This is a genomic window from Bacillus sp. 9.4, assembly GCF_055486415.1.
The window spans coordinates 137,827-158,858 of the sequence record NZ_JBVFMU010000003.1 but is presented as its reverse complement, the minus strand read 5'-3'; the positions used below and the strand labels follow the sequence as shown (position 1 = coordinate 158,858).

The window sequence follows — 21,032 nt, the reverse complement described above, 5'->3', positions numbered from 1 at the left end:
ATCACTCCTTGAGTAAATAATACCAGAACAAACATTCGTTTTTCAACTTGAAATAGAACTAATGTTCGTATAAAATAATGGTAAAGAAGGAGGAGGAAAGCATGGAATCGATTTTAAAACGTTCTTTAACAGAGAAAACAGTCCTAGAGATGATTTATATGAGAAATGACGGTTTTATTTCAAAGAGATCAATAATTGTACGGCATATAAATGAGAAATACATACGAGCTTTTTGTTTTAAAAGCCGTCAGACAAAGACGTTTACTATTGAGAATATCCTTGCTGTCTCTCCTACAACATATAAAAGAGGGGTCAGGAATTATGCGTAAAATTACAGCGAGACAGGCAGAGGTTCTTATAACAATTTCTAATTTCATTGAAAAGAATGGTATTCCTCCTACCTATCGGGAGTTAATGACGGAATTAAATTTATCATCTACAGCTTCAATTAAATCTCTACTGGATCGATTAAAGCAAAAAAATTACATAACGTGGCAGGAAGGGTTGCCTCGAACATTAAAAATTATAGAGAGAGCCTATCAAATTTGATAGGCTCTTTTTTGTGTTTTAAAAAAGTAATGCCTTTCAAAACAACGGGAGATCCTGTGGTGGGCGGCCATTTCCTCTACTCATTTGGAGCGGCTGCCGTTGAGGTGGAGGTAGATCTGTTAACAGGCGATGTCAAATTGATAGATTGTGAGCACGCTATTGCGGCAGGTCCGGTTGTCAGTCCCCAGGGTTATCGAGGTCAAATTGAAGGCGGCGCTGTCATGGCACTCGGCTATACGCTGATGGAGGAAGCGAAAATGACGGACGGCCGTTATGCCGCGGAAAATCTAGATCACTATTTGATCCCCGGAGTCAAAGACGTTCCTAACATGAAGGTGATCGCAATAGAAGAACTAATGAAGGGTGATGCATATGGACCGCGCGGTGTTGGCGAAATTGGAACGATCGCCATCACTCCGGCGATTGTAAAGGCAGTACATGATGCGGTCGGATGCTGGATAAACAAGCTGCCAATTTCAAGAGAAGAGCTGCTTGAAGCGATAGACAGAAAGGGGCTGAAGCAATGGACGTAAAAGAGGCCGGGCCATTTCCTGTAAAAAAGGAACAGTTCCGGATGACCGTGAATGGGCAGGAGTGGGAGGTTGCTGCCGTTCCTACGACACATCTGAGTGACCTGCTTAGAAAGGAATTTCAGCTGACCGGGACAAAGGTGTCCTGCGGAATCGGCCGCTGCGGAGCCTGCTCTATTTTAATCGACGGAAAACTGGCCAATGCGTGTATGACCATGGCTTACCAAGTGGACGGCCATTCCATTACAACAATCGAGGGCGTACAAAAAGAGGAACTGGATATCTGCCAAACCGCTTTTCTGGAAGAAGGAGGCTTCCAATGCGGCTACTGTACCCCAGGAATGATAATTGCGCTTAAAGCACTGTTTCGGGAAACCCCTCAACCTTCTGACGAAGATATAGAAGAAGGGCTGGCGGGGAATTTGTGCCGGTGTACCGGGTATGGCGGGATTATGCGGTCAGCTTGCAGGATTAGAAGAGAGTTGAACGGGGGTAGACGGGAGTCCGGCTTTTAAAAGCCGGACTTTTTTAGCCTCAGTCAGACAGCGCGATCAAGACGCAGAAGCGTTGTGGGAAAACATCAAGATAAATCTCGTAGAACTTGACAGCTTCATGATTAGAAAATGATTAGTGAATCCATAGCAAAGACGCCATAAAAACTTCTTATGGCGTCTGTCGGACAGGGAGGTGTTGGATACGGCGGAGGCAAGGAAAGTTAAACTTAATAATTAAAGATAGCTGCTCCAACAATGATCAACAAAATGAATAGCACCACGATCAAAGCGAAGGAGCTCCCGAAACCGTTTGAGTAACCAGAGTTTCCATTGTATCCACCAGAATTGTAGAATCCCATAATGTCACCTCCTTTAGTGGAGATAGTATAAGATATGCCAAACGATCATTTTCGACATAGATTTAAGTCTAAAAAAGAAAAAATGGATATTTTGTCTAAAGGTGTAAGAGAGAACGCATTATCAAAACGATTAAAACCGCAGCAATTGTCTTCAGAGTATTTTTTCGAGAAAAAACGCGGTCTGTTTATAGGATTGGAAAAGGGAACTCGGCTGCTAAGAGCTGACTTATTAGTTTGAAACCCCGATTTATAAATGAAAGGACTACAGGATGTTTTTCTCGTAGGCAATTATCCTGAAAAATATTGGTGAATGTTTATTCAAGCTGTTGTTTCACTAAGCGTGGGATTACTGCAAGTACTGTCCTAGGATCAAAAGTTTACTGAAGTGCAAATAGAAACCCGCCTCACCGGCGGGCTTCCTTCTTAACTCCCCCTATACACCTGATAACCAAACGGCGACAGCAAGAGCGGGATATGATAATGTGCATCTGGATCTGCAAGCTGAAAACGGACGGTGACTATGGTTAAAAACGGCTGGTCGATCGTATTTACGTTTTTATTCGCAAAATAGTCTTCTGCATGAAATTCCATCACATACTCTCCGGAAACCAGCTCTTCACCAGCCAGCAGAGGGACATTGGCTCTGCCGTCATTGTTAGTGTAAACCTCTTTCAAAATACTTTCGCCCAGCCGCTTCACTTCAATTTTTACGTTCGCCGCTGGTTTGCCGCTGGTTAAATCTAAAATATGGGTTGTCAGTTTTCCCATCAGGCTTTCAGGCTCCGACATTTTTCAGCGGCTTTCTGTTTTTCTTTCTCGGCGTCTTCTCTTGTCACGGTAAAATGTTGGAAACCGTATGGCGGGCGCGGTTCGGTGTAGACTTTTCCTTGTGAGCCCGGGATTTCTTCGACAACCGCATCCCACGTGTGATTTTGAGATTGGAAGCTGACATCAGTGAGCTGCGGGAACCTTGCTAATATTCTGCAGCCGATATGATAGATTAAGTTTTGGATTGAAGGGGTTTCGAGCTCGTGAAAAACGGTGCTTGCCAAGTCGCGGACTTGTTCAGCCGCGACGTAGCGGGCTGGATCAGAAGCGTATGCGTCATTTGTATTTTCATATTGCCAGCTGATGTTTAAATAGACAAACAGCGGGCGGTTGCCGTCTTCGGGAAGAGTCGTATATTCGTCCCGGATGAAGCCGACGAAGGAGTTGCCGCTCACCTTGACGAGCTGAAGATCCATGATTTCGCTGTATTGCTCTGTAATCGTTATGGTATTCCCGCTTCGTTCTGCTTTCAGCACAGAGCGGCTTCGTTCATTACGCGATCTTCTGAAGACGAGGCGGCTTGTGCTGAGCTCTTTCTCCTCGTATGCAGGCATTGCTTCAAACGGAATGTCTTCGCCAGTCAGAGTGATCTTGTCCATATGAGAATAGGTATCTAAAAATCGGTGAGCTACATAGTGTAGGAACCCCTCGGTTGTCGTTCCTTCATAGGATGCGAGATGGCGCTGGATAAAGTTTTTCATTGAATCCGTTGCCACGACGAGAGTATTGTCTCCGTCTGTAAATGATGGCAGGAAGGCTTCTCCGCCAATTTCGCATGTCACATCAACGCCGACAACGGTATTGCTTCTCCCGGCAAAAGATGATTCTGGGATTTGCTTCACTCCAGTGAGCGGTTTTAAAAACGTTCGGTATGCAAATACATTTCCTTTGCCATAAGACATGGTTCTTTTCATTTGCGTCTCTCCTTTTTCAGTGATGATGTCAGCCAGACGAAAGCGGGCGATTCGGTAAATTTCTATAAGGGCCTGCTGGAACTCCGTTTCTCGTTCGCTCTCAAGCCTTGCCAGCAGGGCTTGGTGAATGTCCTGTTTCGTCTTTCCTTTCACCGCTAAAATAAAAGGAAAGCCGAAGCGATCATAATAGTGTTCATTCAGTTTGAGAAACTCCTCGTATTCCTGCTGTTCTAATTTGCTGAGCCCCGCGTTCTGCTGCTCTCGTACCGAGTCATTGCTCATTGTTTTCTTTGTTCCGAGCCGGGGATGCTTTTTGATTAAATCAAGCTGTGTCTCGCGATCCGCGGCTTTTACAATCCCAGTCATTTTGCGGTGAAGATCAGAAAGGGACGAAAACGGCCGTAGTGCTGCGGATCTCTCCGCAATCCATGAAGAGTGTTCAAAAATAGAGCCAAGTGTGTCTGTCAGTGTTTGTGTGTCCATTTGGTTCAGGTCATCCATTGTGAACATTGGCATCTTCCTTTACGTTTTTATGTCTGTGCCATTCGGCTGTTTGGTTTGAAAAAAAGCGTGCAGTGCAAAGGCCGTCAAACTGCCGATCACAATTCCGCTTCCTGCCAAGACAGAGGCCGCGCCCGGAAGAGATGAAAACAACGCGGGAACTGTTGTAGCGCCAAGCCCCAAGCTGACGGAAGAGGCGATAATCAGCAAGTTGCCTTGCGAATCAAGGTCAACACTGGATAGCATTTTGATCCCGTAAGAAATGACCATGCCGAACATGACGATCATTGCGCCGCCGAGAACTGGGGTGGGGATCACTGTTGTCAGGGCCGCTGCTTTTGGAACCAGCCCGATCGCGCCCAGTATGATTCCTGTGATGGCGATGACGTTGACACTTTTCATCTTTGAGAGCTGAACGATGCCGACATTCTGCGAGAAAGCTGTATAGGGAAACGCGTTAAATAAGCCGCCCAGCAAAATCGCAAGGCCTTCTGCCCGGTAGCCCTTTTCCAGATCCTTCTCCGACAGCCTGCGGTTTGTGATATCAGCGAGGGCAAAATAAACGCCTGTCGATTCAACGAGGCTGACAATCGCAACGAGAAGCATCGTGACAACAGCCGGCAGCTCAAAGGTTGGCGGTCCGAAATAAAACAGAGACGGAACATGAAGCCAAGACGCCTCCAAAACCTCAGAAAAATCGACCTTTCCCATGAAATATGCAGCCGCTGTTCCTGCGATAAGACCGAGTAAAATCGCTATGGAGCGGATAAAGCCTTTAAAGAAATAAAACAGCAATAAGATAAAAGCTGTGACGCCAAACCCGAGGAGCACGTTGTCGAGTGAGCCGAATTCTTTGCTTCCTTCACCTCCGGCCAGGTTATTCATTGCCGTTGGAATCAGGCTGATGCCGATGATCATGACGACTGATCCGGTTACGACAGGCGGAAAAAAACGGACAAGCTTCCCGAAGAAGCCCGCGGCTAAGACGACAATCAGTCCTGCGGCGATAATGGCACCATATATCGCTGGGACACCGTAAGTGCTTCCGATGGAAATCATCGGGCCGACTGCGGTAAACGTGCATCCGAGCACAACGGGCAGGCCGATGCCGAAATATCGGTTTCTCCAGAGCTGCAAAAGAGTTGCCGCCCCGCACATAAACAAATCAATCGCGATTAAATACGTCAGCTGCCCCGCATTCAGCCCGATCGCCGCTCCGACAATCAGCGGAACGAGAATGGCTCCCGCATACATGGCAAGCATGTGCTGAAGCCCCAGAATCATCAGCTGTAAGGCATTGTGCTGTTCCTTCATCTTTTTTACACCTCTTTTTCTAATGCGAGTGTATGTTCTAATACCGTAAGTTCTGTTTTCTGAGCTGTTTTGTCTTTTTTGCCGCGCAAGCTGAAAAATAGATTCAAAAAGATAGCGGTCAGGCTGCCAGTGATGGTGCCGTCACTGACCAGAATCCGGATCGGAGCGGGGAATTCAGCAAAAATCCCGGGGGCCGTGCTGGCGCCGATGCCGAGTGCGATTGAGCATGCGATGGTCAGGAGGTTGTATTGATTTTTGAGATCCGCTGTGCTGAGCATTTTGACGCCGGAGGCAATCACCATGCCGAACATGACGACGGTCGCGCCGCCAAGTACAGCAGCAGGAACGGCAGATGCAAGGGCGGCAATCTTCGGAATCAGTCCGAGACAGACAAGGATACAGCCTGCGGTAACGACGATGTTTCTTGTTTTCACTTTGGTCAGCTGCAATAAGCCAGCGTTTTGCGCAAAGGTATTATAAGGAAAGGCATTGAACAGCCCGCCGATGAGAATGGCGATTCCTTCCGCTCGATAGCCTTTGACGAGATCTTTTTCAGTTAAAGGTCTGCCGCATATCTTTCCGATTGCGTAGAAAACGCCGGTTGATTCCACAATAATGACGATTCCGACGATCAGCATCGTTAAGATCGGACCGATTTCAAACGCGGGGGCTCCGAAGTAAAAAGGCTTCGGGATTTGGAAGAACGGTGCTTCTGTAACAGAAGAAAAGCTGACTTTGCCCATGATCGCTGCTGCCGCTGTTCCGGCGGCTATTCCGATAAGAACGGACAGTGTTCGGGCAAATCCTTTGAGAAAGCGGTTGAGGACTAAGATCAGAACAAGGACACTGACAGAGAGAAGAAGGTTTTCGAGCGAACCGTATTCGGGGTTGGCACTGCCGTTTATTTTTTCGCCGCCAGCCATATTTTTCACACCTGTCGGAACAAGTGAAAGGCCGATCAAGGTCACAACGGTACCTGTTACGACAGGAGGAAATAACACAGTCAGCTTGCCGAAAAAACGCGCAAACAAAAAGATGAACACACCGGCCGCGATGATGGAACCATAAATCGCGTGAATGCCGTAATTGCTGCCGATTGCAATCATCGGGGTGACGGCCACAAATGAACTGCCAAGCATGACGGGAAGCCCGATGCCGATGTATGCTCCGCGCAAGGTTTGCAAAAGCGTCGCGATGCCGCATGTTAACAGGTCAATCGCCAATAGGTAGGACAGCTGTTCAGTTGTTACATTCAGCGCTCTGCCGACAAGCAGGGGCACCAAAATCGCACCTGCATACATGGCGAGCACATGCTGCAGGCTAAGCGTAAACACCTTAAACGATCTTTTTTTCACTATAGTCCCTCCTTGTATGTGAACTTTAGTAACATGATATCGTGCCGATCGAGGGGTGTCATTGGATACAGTAGCTGAAAAAGACAGGTGTGATTGCTGAAAGTGACGAAAAACGATTCATTTTGTAAGAAAATGTAACAAGCATTAGCTGATCAGCCGCTGCATACGTAAGGCAAGCCGCAAACGCATCGTTGTTTCAGGATCTTTTAAGCTTTTCCCCAGCAGCTCTTCGCATTTTTCAAGGCGGTATATGACCGTATTGCGATGAACGTACAGACGCTTTGCCGTCTCTGAAATTTGGCAGTGTGTCTCTAAATAGACGGAAAGCGTATGAAGCAGGCTTTGATCCTCCTGCTGTTTTTCAGCGAGGCTCTGAAGCGTGGAGTTGTAAAATTTCTTCAAATCCTCAACCGGGAGCAAGCGCAGAAGCTCAGGCACATCTTTGGCGTGATACACCTGGATAAATGCGGTGCTTCTTGACAAATGCCCCGATTGCAGGGCATCAGAAGCTTCTGTGAAAGCGTCGGGAACATCAATGAGCTTTTGGCAGATATTGCTGATGCCAAAGGACACGGTTCGTTTAAATTGAGCGCTGACCTGTGTTTGAAACTGTTCTAAAAAGCTGATCACCGAGGCGTGCATTTCACTCCAGCTGTCTGTCGCCTCGATTAGAATAATGCCGACATTTCCTTTCATAAAGAAGTGAGGCGGAAACGGGAAGGCTGATAATTCACCTTCAAGAAATTCGAATACGCTGTCGGAAGCGAGCTGATTTTCTGTAAAGCTGATTGATTCGTCATTGCGATCGAGTTTGCCGGCAATGCACATGTATTTTTGATCCCAGCGCAGCTTGAATTCTTTCGCCCGGTTTTTGATTTCGTCATCTGAAGAAAAGGACCGCTCAATAAAATTGTTGAAAAACTCATTGCGGGCCCGCCGGCTGAACTGTTTCAGCGCATTTTCCTTCAGCAGTTCAAAGGAAATGACGTTGGCCGCTTGTTCAATAGTGAGGATCAATCCTTTATCGCCGGCCTGCACCATGTCCGGTATCAGCAGGTAGCCGCAGTTTTTTTCGTGATTATAAATAGGCAGGACAGAATATGTTTTCTGATCTGAGATTGTAGAGAAACAAGTAAAAAACGGCCCGGATACGGTATTCAGGGTGCCTTTCAGCTTTTCGGTCTCAACTGAAATCTGATGAGAAGCAGACAGCATTTTGGCATGCTGGTCAAGCAGCAGCACGGGAAGCTGAAGGAGGTCTGACACCTTTTTGAGGAGGGATTGCAGCCCCTTGCCGCTCATAATGTGGTTTGTGAATTTTTTATGCGCGTAAATGGCTTGCTGCAGCTCGTTAGAACGCATATCGAGAATATGGCTGAGTGTGGCATTCACAATATCGCCGAGTCGGATGTGTTCCGGAAGCTCAATGATCGGAAACGCACATGAATCGGCCAGTTCAATGATTTCCTTCGGGATATCTTCCAGATAGCGCTTTGTTTTAATGCCGAGGCCCGCGCAGCCGCGTTTTGCCATTTGCCGAATCAGTTCAGATAATTGATGCGGGTGATCCTTCAGGTGATAGGCGGTGGTGACGAGCAATTCATTCTTATGCAAAAAGTCTGCGATATCCGGAGCGTCCATCATATTGACATGCTGAACCTCTCTTTCCCCTCCTGCTTTTCCAGCGATTAAATTGGCGTTTTCAAAAGCCGGTATTTTCATCACATCAAAAATATTCATAGCGCATTCTCCTTTTCTATAAAAACATTGGTTAAGGTGAATAATTTTCAATAGGAATTCTAGCGGTTTTGCTGATGTAATACGATCATAGTAGCAGTAAACTGTGGAAAATAGAACTGATTGTGTGACATAAACTGACATGAAAAATCATTATCCTTATATGGGGGGATCAATATGGCTTACGATATGGTGATAAAAGGTGCGAAGGCAGTTACGCCAGATGGCGTTATAGAAGCTGATATTGCAGTTCAAAACGGTGTCATTGCCGAGATAGGTTCTGACATTGAAGCAAGCGGGACGGAAATCATCCAGGCAGACGGGAAATACGTGTTTCCTGGTGTGATAGACTGCCATGTTCATTTTAATGAACCGGGCAGGGAGGATTGGGAGGGGTTTGAAACAGGTTCTCAAATGATGGCCGCAGGCGGCTGCACCACCTATTTTGATATGCCGCTCAACTGTATTCCATCAACCGTGACGGCAGAGCATCTTCTCTCAAAAGCTGAGCTAGGCAGGCAAAAATCTGCCGTGGATTTTGCGCTATGGGGCGGCCTTGTGCCAGGCCATATCGAGGACATCCGTCCGATGGCTGAAGCGGGAGCGATCGGGTTTAAAGCGTTTTTATCAAAGTCAGGCACTGATGAGTTCCGCTCTGTTGATGAACGGACATTGCTCAAAGGCATGGCAGAAATCGCGGCTGCAGGAAAAATCCTCGCTCTCCACGCGGAAAGTGACGCGATCACAAGCTACTTGCAGATGGTTTTGGCCAATAAAGGAAAGGTGGACGCGGATGCGTACGCCGCCTCCCGCCGGGAGGAAGCAGAAGTTGAAGCGGTGTATCGCACGATTCAGTATGCGAAGGTGACAGGCTGTCCGGTTCATTTTGTCCATATCAGCACGGCGAAAGCGGTCCGGCTGATCAGAGAGGCGAAACAGGAAGGTCTTGATGTTTCGGTTGAAACATGCCCGCATTATGTCTTGTTCAGCCATGACGATTTACGGGAAAAGGGCTCTGTTGCAAAATGCGCGCCTCCGCTCCGGTCACGGCAATCAAAAGAGGCGCTGATCGAGGCGCTCATTGCCGGGGACATTGACATGGTTTCCTCAGACCATTCCCCCTGCCGTCCATCCTTGAAACGGGAGGATAACATGTTTTTATCATGGGGCGGAATCAGCGGCGGGCAGTTCACTTTATTAGGAATGCTGGAACTGGCGCTTGAGCATCAGATTCCGTTTGAAACCATCGCAGAATGGACAGCGGCGGCCCCTGCAAAACGATTCGGCCTTCAGAAAAAAGGGCGGCTTGAGGCGGGGTGTGATGCAGATTTCGTGCTCGTCAGCATGGAGCCGTACACTGTTACAAGAGAATCGATGTTTGCAAAGCATAAAAAAAGCATTTACGAAGGACATACATTTCCCTGCAGCATTTCGGCCACTTACAGCAAAGGCCGGTGCGTGTACAATGATGGGGAAAAAGTCACTGAAATTGACGGAGCTCTGGTCGTTCCTTCGTAAGCCCGGCGGATTTTACCGCCGGGTTTTTTGATTTCCTCCGTTCTAGTTTTTAAAATCTCATCAACGTGGTATCTTTTTTTAAAGGAGGCGGAGGCAATGGAGCATGTCAAATACATACTTAAGCAATCCTGGTCGCGCCATTCGAGCTCTAAATGGACGGAAGAATGCCCGTCATGCGGCCAATGCGGCGTGACGGCATTGGTGATTCAAGACCATTTCGGCGGCACGATTTTCAAAACAAAAGTCGGTGAGAGCTGGCATTTTTACAACAGCATCAATGGTGTGATGTTCGATTTTACGAGTGAGCAGTTTCATGCGCCTATTGATTATCAGCATATTCCTTCCTCAAGAGAAGAGGCGTTTTTAGATACGAATGAGGAACAATATCAGCATCTTCGCTCTGCATTTTCCCGCCATATGAACAGCATTTCCGAGGAAACCTGAAAACACGTGTGATAAACTGGAAGAGAGGTGAATGAGTGTGATTTATATCGGACTGACGGGGTGGGGGGATCATGACAGCATCTATCCGCCGAAAACGGCCAGCCAGAAAAAATTGCAGGCCTATTCCTCCCATTTTCCGATCGTGGAATTAGACGCGAGTTTTTACGCGATTCAGCCGGCGCGCAATAATGAAAAGTGGGTGAAGGAAACGCCCGAAACCTTCCAATTTATCGTGAAAGCATATCAGGGCATGACAGGGCATCAGCGCGGCGAAATTCCCTTTGACTCAAAAGAGGAGATGTTTGATGCGTTTAAGGTGTCTTTAACGCCATATTTACATAGCAATAAGCTCGCCATGGTGCTGTTTCAATTTCCGCCGTGGTTTGACTGCAAGAAGGAGAATGTCGCCTATTTGAGATGGTGCAAGCACCAAATGGGAGATATCCCTTGTGCGCTTGAATTCAGAAACCGTTCCTGGTTCTCGCCGCCATTTTATGAGCAGACGCTTTCATTTATGAAAGCGGAAGGCTGGATTCACAGTGTCTGTGATGAACCACAAATCGGAGAAGGCAGCGTTCCGACTGTGCTGCGCGCGACCGATGAAAACAAAACGCTCGTCAGATTTCACGGACGCAACAAGCAGGGCTGGATGAAGCCTGATGGCGGGAAAAACTGGCGGGAGGTCAGGTACTTATACCGCTACAACCAACAGGAGCTGGAGGATTGGAAAAAGCACCTGAATGAATTGCAGCAGCAATGTAAGGATGTTTTTGTTCTGTTCAACAACAATTCCGGCGGTGACGCCGCGGATAACGGCAAGCAGATGCTTGAACTGCTTGATATCGAGTACAGCGGACTTGCTCCGAGACAGCTCGATTTATTTTAGAAAAGAGGTTTTTACTGATGTCGTTTGTGATTTTGGTCGTCCTGGGATTAATCGCAGGTACGGTAGGAAGTCTGATCGGGCTTGGCGGCGGAATTGTCATTGTGCCGTCTCTGATGTTTTTAAGCACAGTGACGGAGCTGTTTCAGGATGTGACGCCGCAGGTTGCGATTGGAACTTCGCTTTTGGTCATTATTTTTACGGGTCTTTCTTCAACTTTGGCTTATATTAAATATAAAACCGTTGATTATAAGAGCGGGCTCATTTTCTTTATCGGTTCAGGTCCCGGCAGCATGATCGGGGCTTACGTGTCAAAGCTGTTCAATTCAAACTCGTTTTCCGTTTGGTTTGGCATTTTTATGATTCTGATTTCATTATCCTTAATGCTGAAAGCGAAAGCCCGGCCAATCAACAAAGCGCACAAAGGAATTATCCGGACATTTCAGGATGATGCCGGTGAGCCTTATACGTACTCATATCAGGCCCCTGTCGGTATTGCCATTGCCTTTGTTGTCGGTTTTTTAGGCGGACTTTTCGGTATAGGCGGCGGATCACTGATGGTTCCGGCGATGATGCTGTTATTTCTGTTTCCGCCGAAGGTTGCGGTGGCAACGTCCATGTTTATTATTTTCCTGTCTTCTATGACAGGGTCTGTTTCACATATGATTTCCGGGCACGTCAATTGGCTGTACGCCCTCGCGCTTGTGCCCGGCGCTTGGTTCGGCGGAAAGCTTGGCGCCGCCATCAACAGAAAAATGCAGACGAAAACGATCGTTATGATCATGCGGATCGTATTGATTTTGATCGGCTGCCAGCTCATTTATGAAGGCATTTTCAGCTGAACGATTAGGGAGAGATATTATGAAGGAGAAGCTCCGCTTATATCATACAAATGATTTGCACAGCCATTTTGAAAACTGGCCGAAAATTGTAGATTATATCGAGCAGAAAAGAAAAGAGCATCAGTCAGACGGCGAAGAGACGCTCGTTTTTGATATTGGCGATCATCTAGATCGTTTTCAATTCGTGACAGAGGCGACATTCGGAAAAGCGAATGTCGATCTCTTAAACCGCCTTCACATTGATGGAGCGGCGATCGGCAATAACGAAGGAATTACGCTTCCGCATGAAGAGCTTGCTGCCTTATATGATCAAGCTGAATTTCCTGTCATCGTCTCTAATCTGTTTGATAAAAATGGAAACCGTCCGTCCTGGGCGGTGCCTTACCATATCAAATCATTGAAAAACGGTATGTCCATTGCTTTCTTAGGTGTAACTGTGCCGTATTATCCTGTATATGACAAGCTGGGATGGACAGTAACGGATGCCCTTGAAAGCATAAAGGAAACCATTCAGGAAGTGAAAGGGCAGGCTGATATTATCGTTCTGCTGTCACATTTAGGCATTCTTGATGATCAAGCAGTGGCTGAAGCGGTGCCTGAGATTGATGTAATCCTCGAATCACATACCCATCATTTGCTTGAAGATGGACAAGTGGTTAATGGGGTACTGCTGGCCAGCGCCGAGAAATACGGGCATTATGTCGGCTGTGTAGAAATCACGGTGGACAGCGTACAGCGAAGCATCATCAGCAAAACGGCTTCTGTGCAGAACATGGCGAAATGGACAGGAGAATCCGCAGAAACAAAAGCGTTTCTCAATGAAAAAGAACGTGAAGCCGAGGAGAAGCTGTCCGATGCCGTTGCAGAGCTTGCACAAGATGCTGAGGTGAAGTGGTTTGAAGAATCAGAGCTGCCTTTGCTTTTGGCATACGCCTTAAAGGAATGGTGCGAGACGGACATCAGTATGGTCAATTCAGGTGTCATTCTCGGTCCGCTTAAAGCAGGTCCTGTGACAAAACTGGACCTGCACCGCATCTGTCCGCATCCGATCAACCCGGTGGCTGTCCGCCTGACGGGAGAAGAACTGAAGGAAACCATTGTCCATGCCGCTTCCGAACAAATGGAGCAGCTCCGGATCAAAGGACTCGGCTTCCGCGGAGAAGTGATGGGGAAAATGGTGTATGCCGGCGTTGAGGTAGAAACGAAACGGCTCGATGACGGGATCACCCACGTCACCCGGATCACACTGAACGGGGAAGATATTGAAAAACATAAACAATACTCCGTTGCGGTGCTTGATATGTTTACGCTCGGCAAACTGTTTCCGTTGATTCGCGACGCTGCAGAAAAAGAATATTTTATGCCGGAATTTTTGCGGGATCTGCTTGCTTGGAAGCTTGCGCAATAAGGCAGTCAGCCCACAACAAGCTGTGCCCTTCATCATAAAGTGATGAATGAAGGGAGTGGTTGACGTGGTAAACCTGACACCGATCATGATAGAAGGACAGCCTTTTACAGCTGTGACAGTAAAGCTTCCCAAAACGAATTTTATGGCCGTCACCAATGATCACGGATACATTATGTGCGGCGCGCTTGATGTGGCGCTGCTGAATGAAAAATTAAAGGAGCGCGGCATCGTGGCGGGGCGGGCAGTTGGTGTCCGCACCATTGACCAGCTGTTAGACGCACCTTTAGAATCCGTCACGTACGCCGCGGAAGATCTTGGCATTCAAGTCGGCATGAGCGGCAGAGAAGCGCTTTTAAAAATGGTGAAATAAAATAAATTGGCTCCGGCTATTACTATGTCCCCTCTTACAAGCATACATTGTGATATGTAAGGGGGGATTTTCTTGCCAAGATATCGCGGCCCTTTTCGCAAGAGAGGACCTTTGCCTTTCCGTTACGTGATGCTCCTGTCCGTTGTCTTTTTTATCCTGTCAACAACGGTCAGCCTTTGGATGATCAATGGCTCGATCAAACCTGTTTTAATGGACATCGGCGAGATGGAAACGAAGCGTATAGCGACAGAGGTGATCCAGGATTCGATTGAGGACTATATGTCTGACAGTGAAAATATGAAAGATATGTTTCAAATGAATTCTGATGAAAACGGAAACTTAACGACAATCGATTTTAATACACAGGTTGTAAACAGTGTGAAAACAAAAGTGACAAAGCAGCTTCAGGCTCATTTGAAAGAGATGGAAACCCATACCGGACACAGCGGCGCCAGTGAAAACATTATGATCAACATTCCGCTGGGACAGGTAACCGGCAACAGCCTTCTTGGAAACCTCGGGCCGAAAATCCCGGTCCGGTTCAATTTAATCGGTGACGCTTTTACAGATGTCAAAACCAAAATCAAGCCGTATGGCATAAATAACGCACTTATTGATATCAGCATCTTTGTCGAAATTAAAGTGAAGGTCATCATTCCATTTGCCAGCAAAACCGCTGTCGTCACAAATAATGTTCCTGTATCGATTAAAGCAGTGCAGGGCGAAGTGCCGCAGTTTTATAATGGAAGCGGCGGCTCGGGTGTCACGCCTTCTGTCCAGCTTCCGAGCAGCAAAGAAGAAGACGGTGCTGATTCAAAAAAAGAAAAAAGCAGCAAATAAGCCGCCTGTCGAAGAGGCGGCTTTTTGTTACTTCTTTTTTTGGTATTCATATCGCTCCCACGCCCTCAAATGCGGGTATGGATCAAATGACCATTCGGTTCTTCCGTTATCTTTGTACATGCCATAGTGCAGATGCGGCGGGAACTTCCCGGCGGTTCCCGGCGGGCCGTATCCGGAGCTGCCGACTGATCCGATCACTTGGCCAGGCTCAACGATTTGTCCTGTTTTAATCCCTTTGGCAAACCCATTGAGATGGGCAAAATAATGATACGTATTGTTAATGTCCCTGATGCCGATTCTCCATCCTCCGAAGCGGTTCCAGCCCTTCATTTCAACTACGCCGTAACATGTGGATTTGACAGGAAGGCCGTAATGGGCAAAGATATCCGTACCTTCATGAATCCGCCTTCCACCGAAACCGCGGGCATCTCCCCACGTGCTTCGGTAGCTGTAATCGGTTCTGATCGGAAGCGGGAATGCATGCTCGCCCAGATCAATATGGCCGTAGGCTTTAAACAGCTTCATGAATTCAGATATAATCCCCACTGTCTGATCACGCCGGTAATAATTCCAAAGCCCGATCCGGATGTTGTCTTCATCTGTGCCATACGACAGTAAGTATTGGCTGAACGTATACAAGATATCTTCATCGTTGCTGACCTCGGCTTTCCCGTCTCCATCGCCATCCATTCCGATTCCGTCAAACACTTTAATGCTTAACGGCGCATCGTCTTTCGGATTCGGGTTTTCAGGCCCGCTCCAGATATCATCGGGTATATAGATGCTGATGATTCCCGCCTTTTCAGGCAGATCTTTCCGGTTGCTCCGCACGTTTTCTTCGTATTGATCAACAGCGGCGAGCGCATACCAAGGGATCTGCGTCACAGCTTCGATTTTATGATATAATTCCATCCGTTTCGACAGCACTGGATCTGAAAGTTTTTTTCCAGACGCAGAAGGCTCAAATGCAAACAAAAGGAGAAGAAGAGCTGATAACAAAACTTTCACAAAATAATCTCCTTTCATATTGAATACACATAGTTTGCGGCAACCCGGCTTAAAAATGTCAGTAATCATCTTCCCTTGTCGAGAAATTTTTCCTATGTTAAAGTGTCTAAAGAAAAGACTTTCTTTAGTTAGAAAAACATTATTTTTGTTGCAGAACTAAAACCTGCACCTTTCTCGTTTTCAGAATGTTTCGTGTCAGAAATTGAGTATATTGGATATTGGAGATGATGGGAATTGGCAAAGAAAGACGAACACCTCAGAAAGCCCGAATGGCTTAAAATTAAATTAAATACAAATGAAAACTATACAGGGCTCAAAAAACTCATGCGGGAAAACAACCTGCATACCGTATGCGAAGAAGCAAAGTGTCCGAATATTCATGAATGCTGGGCGGTCAGACGTACAGCGACATTTATGATTTTAGGTTCTGTTTGTACAAGAGCATGCCGTTTCTGTGCTGTCAAAACAGGCCTTCCAACTGAGCTTGATCTGCAAGAGCCGGAACGCGTAGCGGATTCAGTCGCGCTTATGAATTTGAAACACGCGGTCATTACGGCTGTTGCGCGTGACGATCAGAAAGATGGCGGGGCAGGCATTTTCGCGGAAACTGTCCGTGCGATCCGCAGAAAAAGCCCGTTCACAACAATTGAGGTGCTGCCGTCTGATATGGGCGGAAACTACGATAACCTAAAAACCTTGATGGATACACGCCCAGACATCCTGAATCACAATATCGAAACGGTTCGCCGCCTGACGCCAAGAGTCCGCGCGCGTGCGACGTACGACCGTTCATTGGAATTTTTGCGCCGTGCGAAGGAAATGCAGCCTGACATTCCGACAAAATCAAGTATCATGATCGGACTCGGTGAAACAAAAGAAGAGATTATTGAAGTAATGGACGACCTCTTGGCGAACAACGTGGATATTATGGCAATCGGCCAATATCTGCAGCCGACGAAGAAACACTTGAAAGTCCAAAAATACTACCATCCTGATGAATTTGCAGAATTAAAAGAAATCGCGATGCAAAAAGGCTTCAGCCATTGTGAAGCCGGTCCGCTTGTCCGTTCCTCTTACCATGCGGATGAACAAGTAAACGAAGCATCTAAAAAGCGTCAAGCACAAGCATAATGCCAAAACGCCAGATCATCTGGCGTTTTTGTCATTCCTATCGATTTTCATGTCCTGACGCGTTTCTCCATTGGCATTTTCATTCTCTGAGACAGGGCTTCCTTGCGGGGAGGTTTTCATTTCTTGAATCGTCCCCGACATGATCTCTCTAATATCCCTTGAACCAGAGCCGAGATTGCTGTAATTTTCGACGGATTGCATATGGTTTGGATTATCGGAAATATACACGTGATAGTATCGCGGTATCACGGAAGCCGCTGTTTTTTTCACCTGATCGGCGGTCAGCTCCCGGTTTTTAGAATCGGTTTTGTATACGACAAGCGCTTCTCGGTCAGTCACCAATGTCGCAGAATCTTGAATATGGGGGAGCTGAACCGTTAAACTTGATATCATGTGAGCGGTTTCTTCCCGGTTCATCACCGGCGTTTTCTGCTGGTCTCCGTCAAATTGTTCTTTTTGATAGCGGACATAGCCAAATTGTTCGTTCTCATTATGCCTGTTAAAAGCTTCGTTGCGGTCCGACACATGAATGGGTTTGGTTTGATTCTGCGTCTGATTCCGGACATTTTGGGCATTATCCAATCCTGCGCCTCCGCACCCGGATAAAAGTCCGGTCAGCAGGCAGAGGCTGACAGCGGTTCGTTTCATTTATAAATCCCTCCTCATGTGTAGGGTAGCCAAATCGCATGATTTATTCTTTAGCAATTGATGGGGACGGGGCAATGAATTATGATAGGAATGAGTGAAAAAGAGGTGAGATCATGATTCTTATTCAAAATGCCGAATTTGAATTGGTGCACAATTTCAAAGACGGCTTCAACGAAGAGGCTTTTAAAGCCCGCTACTCCGATATATTAAATAAATACGATTATATTGTGGGAGACTGGGGATACGGTCAGCTAAGGCTCAAGGGCTTCTTTGACGACCAGAATCAAAAGGCAACCTTCGAAACGAAAATCAGCACATTAGATGAATATATTTACGAATACTGCAATTTCGGCTGTGCGTATTTTGTCTTGAAACGGATCAGAAAATAAATATACACAAAGGGGATGCTGTCATGTATTTTGTTGACAGAAGCAAAATCGAGAAAACACTAGGGTTCTTCGAGCACCAGCTGGCGCTATTTGACTCACAAACAGACTGGCAGTCTGAAATCGGGGAATTGGCACTTCAGCGTATAGGCCATCTGTTAATCGAATGCATTTTGGATACAGGCAATGACATGATTGACGGCTTTATTATGCGGGACCCGGGCAGTTATGACGACATTATGGATATACTTGTTGATGAGAAAGTTGTCACGGAAAAAGAGGGTGCTGAGCTCAAGAAATTGATCGCCTACCGCAAAACGTTGGTTCAACAGTATCTGTTCGCTGACAGCGGCGAGCTTTACAGGCTGATCAAGGCGCATCAAACAGCTCTTCAGGACTTCCCGAAACGGATCAGAAGCTATTTGGAAACAGAGCTAGGACCTGTTTCCGCGTTTAAATAACAACTGGAAAGCCACAGGAGTGTTGGATATGAAAACATATAAAGGGTATTTAATTGATTTAGACGGAACGATGTACAATGGCACGGAAAAAATCGAGGAAGCGTGTGAATTTGTCAGAACGCTGAAAGATCGCGGCGTTCCTTATCTTTTCGTGACAAACAACTCTTCGCGTACACCGAAGCAGGTAGCGGACAAGCTCGTGTCTTTTGATATTCCGGCAACAGAAGAGCAGGTCTTCACGACCAGCATGGCAACTGCCCAGCACATTGCCCAGCAGAAAAAAAACGCGTCTGTGTATGTGATTGGGGAGGAAGGAATCCGCCAGGCGATTGAAGAAAACGGCCTGACATTTGGCGGAGAAAACGCGGACTTTGTCGTTGTTGGCATCGACCGTTCCATTACATACGAAAAATTTGCTGTCGGCTGCCTGGCAATCAGAAATGGCGCCCGCTTTATTTCCACTAACGGAGATATTGCGATTCCGACTGAAAGAGGACTTCTGCCGGGAAACGGCTCACTGACATCGGTGTTAACCGTATCTACAGGTGTACAGCCTGTATTTATCGGCAAGCCGGAATCAATTATTATGGAGCAGGCGATGCGCGTTCTCGGCACAGATGTGTCGGAAACACTCATGGTCGGCGACAACTACGCCACTGATATTATGGCCGGCATTAACGCGGGGATGGATACGCTGCTCGTTCACACCGGCGTAACGAAAAGAGAACATATGACAGACGATATGGAAAAACCGACTCACGCCATTGACTCTCTGACTGAATGGATTCCATACATTTGAAAAAAGGGCGCCCTAAAAGGGTGCCCTTATTCTGTATGCCGCGCGCGGTGTGCAAGTCTGCTTGAAGCCGCGGCGGAAATCGCTCCGACGATGTCATCTAAAAAGGTATGGCATTCACCGGTTGATTTATCATTCAATCGTTTAAGGATTCCGGGTTTTTCTTTGTCGATGTAACCGTAGTTCGTAAACCCGATCGATCCGTAAATGTTCACAATGGAAAATGCCAGAACTTCATCTACTCCATATAGGCTTTCATCTATTTCCAGCATCGTTTGCAGCGGTTCAGACAGTTTTTTCTGCTCAGCAAGAACATCCAATTCAATGCCCGTTAAAATCGCGTTTTGCACCTCGCGTTTTGCGAGAACACGATTGACGTTCAGCGTGCATTCATCAATGGTTAAATCCGGATGATATTTTTTCTGCAGAAAAAAGACAAGCTCGGCAATGTCTGATACCTCAACGCCGCGCTCCTTCATCCGTGCTCTTGCTTTAGCTTCCATCTGACTGAATTGTTCGTTTTCTGACATCAGCTTCACCCAATCTTTTTTACTAGTTTATACAAAATGCTTGAGAAGTTTACGACTTTTTCTTGCGCCTTCTTCGGATTAAAATATGTATTCATAATTCCGGCTGTGTATGACTACGATGTGATGAGCCCTAATTCAACAGGCAGGTGATCATGGTGAAAGGTACAATAAAAGAAAAATACGGCATTCACATCAGGCAGCTTTCCATGTACCAGCACACATATCAATGCTTTCAGACGCCTAATTCATACTTTCTGATTGTCCCCGTTTCCCAATTCTCAGAAACAGAGCTGGCGGAGCTTTATTACATGAGTCAGTATTTACAAGAACAAAGTGACCCATACGTATCGGTTTTTATCTTTACAAAAGAAGGTGAGCTGACATTTGAACATGAGGGAAAAACGTACGCTCTGCTGAAGGCGGCCCCCCCTTATTCAAATAGGGCGTTCTCCATTGGAGCGGAGCTGGCGGAATTTCACCGAAAAGGCCGAGGATATCCGTATGAGGTGAAGGCAGCCGGAAGAATCGGCCAGTGGAAGGATCTGTGGGGAAAACGAATTGATCAGCTGGAAGCATTTTGGAAGAGAAAGGTTCAGACCCCTCCGCATGAGCCATTCGATAAAAAAATGATCGAATCATTTCCCTATTATTTAGGACTGTCAGAAAACGCGATACAATATTTAGTGGACACTGAGCTGGATGACAAGCCCCAAGCCGCTGATTCAGGAACGATATGCCATCAGCGGATGGAAAGGCATACATGGTCACCGGAATCATTGATCAGGATTCCGGCGGATTGGGTGTTTGACCACGCTTCCCGTGATTTGGCTGAATATATGAGGCATACGTTTTTGCATCACAGACAAGATTTTAATCAGCAGGGCTTTCTCTTTTTACAGGAATACGAGCAAGTCACACCGCTGTCTTCATTTTCGAAACGCCTTTTATACAGCCGTCTGCTTTTCCCGCTTCATTATTTTGAAATCGTGGAAAGCTATTACATGTCATCAGAATCAGAAAAGCATTATTTTGAAGAACAACTTGACTTCATTCTTAATGACTGTGGGCGTTATGAACAATTTCTCAATACAGCGCAAGAATTCATGAATATGCGGGCGCAGAAGCTGTTTGTTCCACGCGTCAGCTGGCTCGGCAAAGGCAGCTCAGGGTGAGGAGAAAATCTGAC

The 21,032-nt window shown here is 46.7% G+C and carries 25 protein-coding genes and 1 pseudogene; 17 read left to right on the top strand and 9 right to left on the bottom strand.

The genetic code is table 11. From position 1 onward, the window contains the following. Positions 1 to 101 precede the first annotated feature (101 nt). From ACZ07B_RS12740 to pucE, 4 genes and pseudogenes are all read left to right on the top strand, one after another. Complete coding sequence (locus ACZ07B_RS12740; RefSeq protein WP_464877260.1) at positions 102 to 329, top strand: hypothetical protein; 228 nt, start codon at positions 102 to 104, stop codon at positions 327 to 329. Further along, complete coding sequence (locus ACZ07B_RS12735; protein ID WP_464877259.1) at positions 322 to 549, top strand: LexA family protein; 228 nt, start codon at positions 322 to 324, stop codon at positions 547 to 549. Before ACZ07B_RS12740 ends, ACZ07B_RS12735 begins: the two co-directional genes overlap by 8 nt. A 35-nt stretch (positions 550 to 584) precedes the next feature. Further along, positions 585 to 1,082: pseudogene (locus ACZ07B_RS12730) on the top strand (molybdopterin cofactor-binding domain-containing protein); the annotation flags it as partial. Further along, a complete protein-coding gene (pucE, locus tag ACZ07B_RS12725; protein ID WP_032722466.1) occupies positions 1,073 to 1,594 on the top strand; it encodes a xanthine dehydrogenase subunit E in 522 nt (173 codons plus the stop codon). The pseudogene ACZ07B_RS12730 and the gene pucE, both read left to right, overlap by 10 nt. Before the next feature lie 206 nt (positions 1,595 to 1,800). On the opposite strand, the gene yuzJ is transcribed toward pucE, so the two are convergent. Beyond that, positions 1,801 to 1,932, bottom strand: coding sequence for a YhzE/YjcZ family sporulation protein YuzJ (gene yuzJ, locus ACZ07B_RS12720; RefSeq protein WP_038829787.1), 132 nt, complete (start codon positions 1,930 to 1,932; stop codon positions 1,801 to 1,803). Between the two features lie 34 nt (positions 1,933 to 1,966). Between yuzJ and ACZ07B_RS12715 the strand changes: the two genes are divergently transcribed. Continuing rightward, positions 1,967 to 2,170 (top strand): hypothetical protein, encoded by a 204-nt coding sequence (locus tag ACZ07B_RS12715; RefSeq protein WP_464877258.1) that lies wholly within the window; start codon positions 1,967 to 1,969, stop codon positions 2,168 to 2,170. Between the two features lie 185 nt (positions 2,171 to 2,355). Here the strand turns inward: ACZ07B_RS12715 and uraH are convergent, their stop codons facing one another. From uraH to pucR, 5 genes are all read right to left on the bottom strand, one after another. Then, the gene (uraH, locus tag ACZ07B_RS12710; protein ID WP_464877257.1) at positions 2,356 to 2,700 is read right to left on the bottom strand and encodes a hydroxyisourate hydrolase; all 345 of its coding nucleotides are present in this window, start codon (positions 2,698 to 2,700) and stop codon (positions 2,356 to 2,358) included. Next, positions 2,700 to 4,184 (bottom strand): factor-independent urate hydroxylase, encoded by a 1,485-nt coding sequence (pucL, locus tag ACZ07B_RS12705; protein ID WP_130572819.1) that lies wholly within the window; start codon positions 4,182 to 4,184, stop codon positions 2,700 to 2,702. Before pucL ends, uraH begins: the two co-directional genes overlap by 1 nt. Before the next feature lie 12 nt (positions 4,185 to 4,196). Further along, positions 4,197 to 5,489, bottom strand: a complete 1,293-nt coding sequence (pucK, locus tag ACZ07B_RS12700) for a uric acid permease PucK (RefSeq protein ID WP_464877256.1) — start codon at positions 5,487 to 5,489, stop codon at positions 4,197 to 4,199. A gap of 5 nt (positions 5,490 to 5,494) precedes the next feature. Beyond that, positions 5,495 to 6,844 (bottom strand): uric acid permease PucJ, encoded by a 1,350-nt coding sequence (gene pucJ / locus ACZ07B_RS12695; RefSeq protein ID WP_464877255.1) that lies wholly within the window; start codon positions 6,842 to 6,844, stop codon positions 5,495 to 5,497. Between the two features lie 144 nt (positions 6,845 to 6,988). Beyond that, positions 6,989 to 8,584: a purine catabolism transcriptional regulator PucR gene (gene pucR / locus ACZ07B_RS12690; RefSeq protein ID WP_128738194.1), complete on the bottom strand. Its 1,596-nt coding sequence runs from the start codon at positions 8,582 to 8,584 to the stop codon at positions 6,989 to 6,991. Between the two features lie 174 nt (positions 8,585 to 8,758). Here pucR and ACZ07B_RS12685 point away from each other — a divergent pair, with 174 nt between their 5' ends. The 7 genes from ACZ07B_RS12685 to yunB all read left to right on the top strand — a co-directional run bounded on the left by ACZ07B_RS12685 (position 8,759) and on the right by yunB (position 14,886). Then, positions 8,759 to 10,099, top strand: a complete 1,341-nt coding sequence (locus tag ACZ07B_RS12685) for an allantoinase (protein WP_464877254.1) — start codon at positions 8,759 to 8,761, stop codon at positions 10,097 to 10,099. A gap of 96 nt (positions 10,100 to 10,195) precedes the next feature. After that, positions 10,196 to 10,543, top strand: coding sequence for a YunG family protein (locus ACZ07B_RS12680; RefSeq protein WP_216995485.1), 348 nt, complete (start codon positions 10,196 to 10,198; stop codon positions 10,541 to 10,543). 37 nt (positions 10,544 to 10,580) lie between these two features. Then, positions 10,581 to 11,429: a DUF72 domain-containing protein gene (locus tag ACZ07B_RS12675; protein WP_003243895.1), complete on the top strand. Its 849-nt coding sequence runs from the start codon at positions 10,581 to 10,583 to the stop codon at positions 11,427 to 11,429. Between the two features lie 17 nt (positions 11,430 to 11,446). Further along, positions 11,447 to 12,268, top strand: coding sequence for a sulfite exporter TauE/SafE family protein (locus tag ACZ07B_RS12670; protein ID WP_024572475.1), 822 nt, complete (start codon positions 11,447 to 11,449; stop codon positions 12,266 to 12,268). A 19-nt stretch (positions 12,269 to 12,287) separates the two neighbouring features. Next, positions 12,288 to 13,676: a bifunctional metallophosphatase/5'-nucleotidase gene (locus ACZ07B_RS12665; protein ID WP_464877253.1), complete on the top strand. Its 1,389-nt coding sequence runs from the start codon at positions 12,288 to 12,290 to the stop codon at positions 13,674 to 13,676. A gap of 64 nt (positions 13,677 to 13,740) precedes the next feature. Continuing rightward, complete coding sequence (locus ACZ07B_RS12660; protein ID WP_014665249.1) at positions 13,741 to 14,046, top strand: YunC family protein; 306 nt, start codon at positions 13,741 to 13,743, stop codon at positions 14,044 to 14,046. A gap of 72 nt (positions 14,047 to 14,118) precedes the next feature. After that, positions 14,119 to 14,886 (top strand): sporulation protein YunB, encoded by a 768-nt coding sequence (gene yunB, locus ACZ07B_RS12655; protein ID WP_015483652.1) that lies wholly within the window; start codon positions 14,119 to 14,121, stop codon positions 14,884 to 14,886. Positions 14,887 to 14,913: 27 nt separating this feature from the next. Here yunB and lytH read toward each other — a convergent pair whose 3' ends face one another. Beyond that, positions 14,914 to 15,894, bottom strand: a complete 981-nt coding sequence (gene lytH / locus ACZ07B_RS12650) for an L-Ala--D-Glu endopeptidase (protein WP_003243462.1) — start codon at positions 15,892 to 15,894, stop codon at positions 14,914 to 14,916. Positions 15,895 to 16,128: 234 nt separating this feature from the next. Here lytH and lipA point away from each other — a divergent pair, with 234 nt between their 5' ends. After that, positions 16,129 to 17,025, top strand: coding sequence for a lipoyl synthase (gene lipA, locus ACZ07B_RS12645; RefSeq protein ID WP_003222888.1), 897 nt, complete (start codon positions 16,129 to 16,131; stop codon positions 17,023 to 17,025). A 15-nt stretch (positions 17,026 to 17,040) separates the two neighbouring features. Here lipA and ACZ07B_RS12640 read toward each other — a convergent pair whose 3' ends face one another. Further along, the gene (locus tag ACZ07B_RS12640) at positions 17,041 to 17,673 is read right to left on the bottom strand and encodes a YhcN/YlaJ family sporulation lipoprotein (RefSeq protein WP_464877252.1); all 633 of its coding nucleotides are present in this window, start codon (positions 17,671 to 17,673) and stop codon (positions 17,041 to 17,043) included. Positions 17,674 to 17,786: 113 nt separating this feature from the next. Here ACZ07B_RS12640 and ACZ07B_RS12635 point away from each other — a divergent pair, with 113 nt between their 5' ends. From ACZ07B_RS12635 to nucF, 3 genes are read left to right on the top strand one after another with little or no spacing between them, the layout of a single operon-like run. Continuing rightward, positions 17,787 to 18,062, top strand: a complete 276-nt coding sequence (locus tag ACZ07B_RS12635) for a YutD family protein (protein WP_003228682.1) — start codon at positions 17,787 to 17,789, stop codon at positions 18,060 to 18,062. Positions 18,063 to 18,085: 23 nt separating this feature from the next. Further along, a complete protein-coding gene (locus ACZ07B_RS12630) occupies positions 18,086 to 18,520 on the top strand; it encodes a DUF86 domain-containing protein (protein ID WP_464877251.1) in 435 nt (144 codons plus the stop codon). A gap of 28 nt (positions 18,521 to 18,548) precedes the next feature. Beyond that, entirely contained in the window at positions 18,549 to 19,319 is a 771-nt protein-coding gene (gene nucF / locus ACZ07B_RS12625) for a 5' nucleotidase NucF (protein WP_024573449.1), read from the top strand. A 26-nt stretch (positions 19,320 to 19,345) separates the two neighbouring features. On the opposite strand, the gene ACZ07B_RS12620 is transcribed toward nucF, so the two are convergent. Beyond that, on the bottom strand, positions 19,346 to 19,846 hold the full coding sequence (locus ACZ07B_RS12620; protein ID WP_003243814.1) for a phosphatidylglycerophosphatase A family protein: 501 nt from the start codon (positions 19,844 to 19,846) through the stop codon (positions 19,346 to 19,348). A 152-nt stretch (positions 19,847 to 19,998) separates the two neighbouring features. Here ACZ07B_RS12620 and cotNH point away from each other — a divergent pair, with 152 nt between their 5' ends. Beyond that, positions 19,999 to 21,018 carry a spore coat-associated protein CotNH gene (gene cotNH, locus ACZ07B_RS12615; RefSeq protein WP_464877250.1) on the top strand — a complete coding sequence of 340 codons (1,020 nt, stop codon included), beginning with the start codon at positions 19,999 to 20,001 and terminating at the stop codon, positions 21,016 to 21,018. Positions 21,019 to 21,032 lie beyond the last annotated feature (14 nt).